We start from the raw sequence: 4,066 nt of genomic DNA, 5'->3' as shown, positions 1-4,066 counted from the left end.
CTGTGGAAGACCATCGGTGCGGTCATCCGCGGATCAGGCGCCTACTGACCCGCTACGGAGCGGTCGACGCTCGGACGCCACGTCACGCTCGCCAGGATGACGGCCGCCAGCAGCGCGCCGTGCTCGCTGAGCCACACGCTGGCGGCCAGCCAGGTCGAGCCCACGAGGAACATCACGGTCGCATCATGGCGCGGTGAGCGCCTGGCCCTGTGCGGCGCGCCGTGGTCCGACGCAGCCGGATACGGCTGGGAGCCGATGGGCGCTCGGAAAGTCGTCCTCGTAGCGGAGCCGTCAGCGGGGGACGTCGGGCAGTACCTCGTTGCTGAACTCCTCGACGTTCTGGCCGAGAGAATCGGTCCTGAGATAGGCCCACATCCGGTCGCCGGCGGTCTGATCCAGGTAGACCACACTCGCCGGGGCCTCTGTTCCGACGCCCAGCACGGGGGCGGTCAAGAAGTCGATGTCCTCGGGACTCACTGCACGCATCGAGTAGGTGAGGGCCAGCAGATCCGAGTTGGTGAGCGTGTCGTCGACCGCCACTGCGCTCGTCACCGCGAGCAAGGCCGCATCCAGTCGAGCCGGCTCGGTGAAGGTGTTGGTGCTGCGGAGCTTGCTCACCATCGACTGGAGGAAGTGCTGCTGACGGCGCACGCGGTCGAAGTCCCCGCCCGGCAGGCCGTAGCGCTGGCCGAGGTACCACCGCGCCTGGTCGCCGTCGAGGTGGTTGACTCCTGCCCGGAACGTGTACGGGCCCCAGCTGGTGGGCTCGGCCACCGTCACGTCAACGCCACCGAGGTCGTCGGTGACCTGGGTGAGCCCATCGAAGTCGATGGCGACGTAGTGGTCGATGCGCACCTGAGTGAGCTGCTCGATCGTCGTTATCAGCAGCGAGAGGCCACCTAGGGCGTACGCGGAATTGATCTTTTCCTTGCCATGTCCGGGAATGTCCACCCACGAGTCGCGGGGTATCGAGATGATCTGGGCGCGCTCCCGGTCCGCCGAGAATCGGGCGAGCATGATGGCGTCCGATCGCCCTGCGGGATTGGCGCCTGCCCCGGGCGACACCCGGGTGTCCGATCCCACGAACAGGAAGGTGACTGGTTCGGCTGCAGCTTCCTGTAACGGCGTGGCCCACGCGGGGCGGGCTGCATCGTCGCGGTCGGTGAAGACATCGGAGATCCGCTGGACGTTGCCGCCATACCGCTCAGCCACGAACCAGAGGCCGCCACCGACCAGCACCGCGAGGACGACGATGAGCACGCCCAGCGCGACGAGAAGCCGTCGCGCTCGTGACCGTCGGCGGGGCGGCCCCCCTCGAGAGGTGGGACCCGCCGACTGCTGTGACGAGGGTGCGGAAAGAATCTTCAGGTCATTCCGCCGGCTCTGATGGCCACGTGCGTCATCGTCCATGGTCATCCTCCCGTCAGCGGATATGGGCAGCTGACGGTACGGAGACCTCGGGGCACGGGAGAGGCTTCGTCACCCCGATGGGGCAGAGGCCCGGCCGCAACGACGTGCGACCACGCTCAGTGCCGGGCTGACCGGGGAACTGGGACGAGCGTCGTCGGGACTTCGCCCTGATCCGGAACGAGGTGTCCGCCGTCCTCATCCAGGTCACCCCTGCGGTCGCGTTCATCAGCCACACGGATGGCCGCGCCCACGCCCAGTGCGACCAACAGGGCGAGCGTCGCCCACACAAGTCCCATGATGGCCAACCAGGTCATGTGGTCGTGTCCTCAGCCGTGAGCCAAGAGCAATTCGGCAACGTAGGGCTAGTGGTCGCGTACTGGTTGCGACGGTAGCCCCTATGACTCCGACCGGCAAATTCGCGGGCGCTGTCACCGATTTCGTTGAATGGCCACGCGATAATCGCCGCTGCCTCCTGACAGGGGTGCTGTCAGTTCCGACCGTCTGACCCTGTCGGGGGGATCGCGGCGCGCCCTGGCCCGGAGGACTACTACGGTCGACGTCGGGACGGCAACCGTCACGCGGGAGCCGGTGGACGATCCGCTCCGGCGGGACAGAATGAAGGAGTCAGCAGACGATGCGGATGCTCGTCACCGGTGGTGCGGGGTTCATCGGCGCCAATTTCGTGCACCAGACGCTGCGGGACCATCCCGAGTACGAGGTCGTGGTGCTCGACGCGTTGACCTACGCCGGGAACGAGGCGTCGCTCGCCCCGGTCCGCGAGGACGTCGAGTTCGTACAGGGGTCGGTGGCCGACGCCGATCTGGTCGACCGGCTGGTGGCCGGCTGCGACGTGGTGGTGCATTTCGCCGCCGAGTCGCACAACGACAACTCGCTGCGCGACCCCTGGCCGTTCCTGCAGACCAACATCGTGGGCACGTTCGCGTTGCTGGAGGCGGTGCGGAAGCACGGCGTCCGGTACCACCACATCTCCACCGATGAGGTCTACGGCGACCTGGAGCTCGACGATCCGGCCAAGTTCACCCCGCAGACGCCGTACAACCCGAGCAGCCCGTACTCCTCGACCAAGGCCGGCTCCGATCTGCTGGTGCGGGCGTGGGTGCGCTCGTTCGACATCCACGCCACGATCTCCAACTGCTCCAACAACTACGGGCCGTACCAGCACGTGGAGAAGTTCATTCCCCGGCAGATCACCAACGTGCTGTGCGGGCTGCGGCCCAAGCTGTACGGCGCGGGGGAGAACGTGCGGGACTGGATCCACGTGGAGGACCACAACTCCGCGGTGCACACCATCCTGGACCAGGGGCGGTCGGGGGAGACCTACCTGATCGGTGCGGACGGGGAGAGGAACAACCGCGAGGTGCTCGGGCTGATCCTGGAGCTGACCGGGCAGCCCGCCGACGCCTTCGACCATGTGACCGACCGGGCCGGGCACGACCTGCGGTACGCCATCGATGCCACCAAGTTGCGCACCGAGCTGGGCTGGTCCCCCCGCTACACCGACTTCCGGGACGGCCTGGCGGCCACCATCGACTGGTACCGGGCGAACGAGGGGTGGTGGCGGCCGCAGAAGGAGCAGGTCGAGGCCGGCTACGCCGCTCGCGGCCAGTGAACGCCGTCATCCTCGGCGCCGGCGGGCAGCTGGGCCGCGCGCTGCGTCAGGAGTTCCCCGACGCCATCGCTCTCGGCCGCGCCGAGCTGGACGTCACCGACGCGACCGCTGTCCGCGCCCAGAACTGGGCCGGGGTCGACGTCGTCCTCAACGCCGCCGCGTGGACCGCTGTCGACGCCGCCGAGGACCCGGCCCATCACGCTGCCGTGCGTGCGGCCAACGTCGATGCCGTCGGGTACCTCGCCGCCGCGGCCGAGGAGCACGGCTTCGCGCTGGTCCACATCTCCAGTGAGTACGTCTTCGACGGCACCCACCCCGGCCCGATCCCCGAGGACCTTCCGCCCTCGCCGCTGAGTGTCTACGGACGCAGCAAGGCCGACGGCGACGCCCACGCCACCGGGATCGAGCGGCACTGGCTGGTGCGCACCACCTGGGTGGTGGGGGAGGGCAGCAACTTCGTCCGCACGATGGCGGGTCTGGCCGACCGGGGTATCAGCCCAACTGTCGTCGACGACCAGATCGGCCGGCCCACCTTCGCGGCCGACCTCGCCGCCGGCATCCGCCACCTGGTGGAGACCGGCGCCCCGCACGGCACCTACAACCTCACCAGCGACGGCGAACCCGCCTCCTGGGCCGACGTCGCCAAGGCCGTGTTCACCGCCCGCGGCCGCTCCGCCGACGACGTCACCCCCATCAGCACCGCCGAGTACTTCGCCGGCAAGACCGGTATCGCACCCCGTCCGCTCAACAGCGTCCTGGACCTGTCAAAGATCCGAGAGGCAGGGTTCCGGCCCCGCGACTGGCGCGACGCGCTCCGGAGCCATCTGGGCGGCCCACGCTGAGTCGTGGTCACCGACACCCGACACCGGTCGGTCGAGCTCGACCGGTCGGTGTTCGCGGGGGAACTGCGCGGAAGACCTCTGCTCCACGTCCCGACGGCGATCTGGACGACGAGGTCGACGCCCACGGTGCGGTGACTCTGGTGGACGCCTACGGCGGCGCCGGGGTGCGCGTCCACGAGTAGCT

General features: G+C 68.8%; 5 protein-coding genes. 2 read left to right on the top strand and 3 right to left on the bottom strand.

What is annotated here, in order from left to right:
* Nucleotides 1–41: 41 nt before the first annotated feature.
* The 3 genes from VN520_RS03855 to VN520_RS03845 form a co-directional block, all read right to left on the bottom strand.
* Nucleotides 42–176: a hypothetical protein gene (locus VN520_RS03855; protein WP_325745408.1), complete on the bottom strand. Its 135-nt coding sequence runs from the start codon at nt 174–176 to the stop codon at nt 42–44.
* Nucleotides 177–291: 115 nt separating this feature from the next.
* Nucleotides 292–1,260: an LCP family protein gene (locus tag VN520_RS03850; protein ID WP_325745407.1), complete on the bottom strand. Its 969-nt coding sequence runs from the start codon at nt 1,258–1,260 to the stop codon at nt 292–294.
* 266 nt (nt 1,261–1,526) lie between these two features.
* Nucleotides 1,527–1,724 (bottom strand): hypothetical protein, encoded by a 198-nt coding sequence (locus VN520_RS03845; RefSeq protein ID WP_325745406.1) that lies wholly within the window; start codon nt 1,722–1,724, stop codon nt 1,527–1,529.
* Between the two features lie 320 nt (nt 1,725–2,044).
* Between VN520_RS03845 and rfbB the strand changes: the two genes are divergently transcribed.
* Together rfbB and VN520_RS03835 are read left to right on the top strand one after the other, a co-directional pair.
* Nucleotides 2,045–3,040, top strand: coding sequence for a dTDP-glucose 4,6-dehydratase (gene rfbB, locus VN520_RS03840; protein ID WP_325745405.1), 996 nt, complete (start codon nt 2,045–2,047; stop codon nt 3,038–3,040).
* On the top strand, nt 3,037–3,882 hold the full coding sequence (locus VN520_RS03835) for an NAD(P)-dependent oxidoreductase (protein ID WP_325745404.1): 846 nt from the start codon (nt 3,037–3,039) through the stop codon (nt 3,880–3,882). The genes rfbB and VN520_RS03835 overlap by 4 nt, the downstream gene beginning before the upstream one ends.
* The last annotated feature ends 184 nt before the right edge of the window (nt 3,883–4,066 follow it).

It is taken from the genome of Streptomyces sp., from assembly GCF_035563135.1.
Taxonomy (GTDB): domain Bacteria; phylum Actinomycetota; class Actinomycetes; order Streptomycetales; family Streptomycetaceae; genus Streptomyces.
The sequence above is the reverse complement of the archived record's forward strand: the minus strand, read 5'-3'. Positions and strand labels throughout refer to the sequence as shown.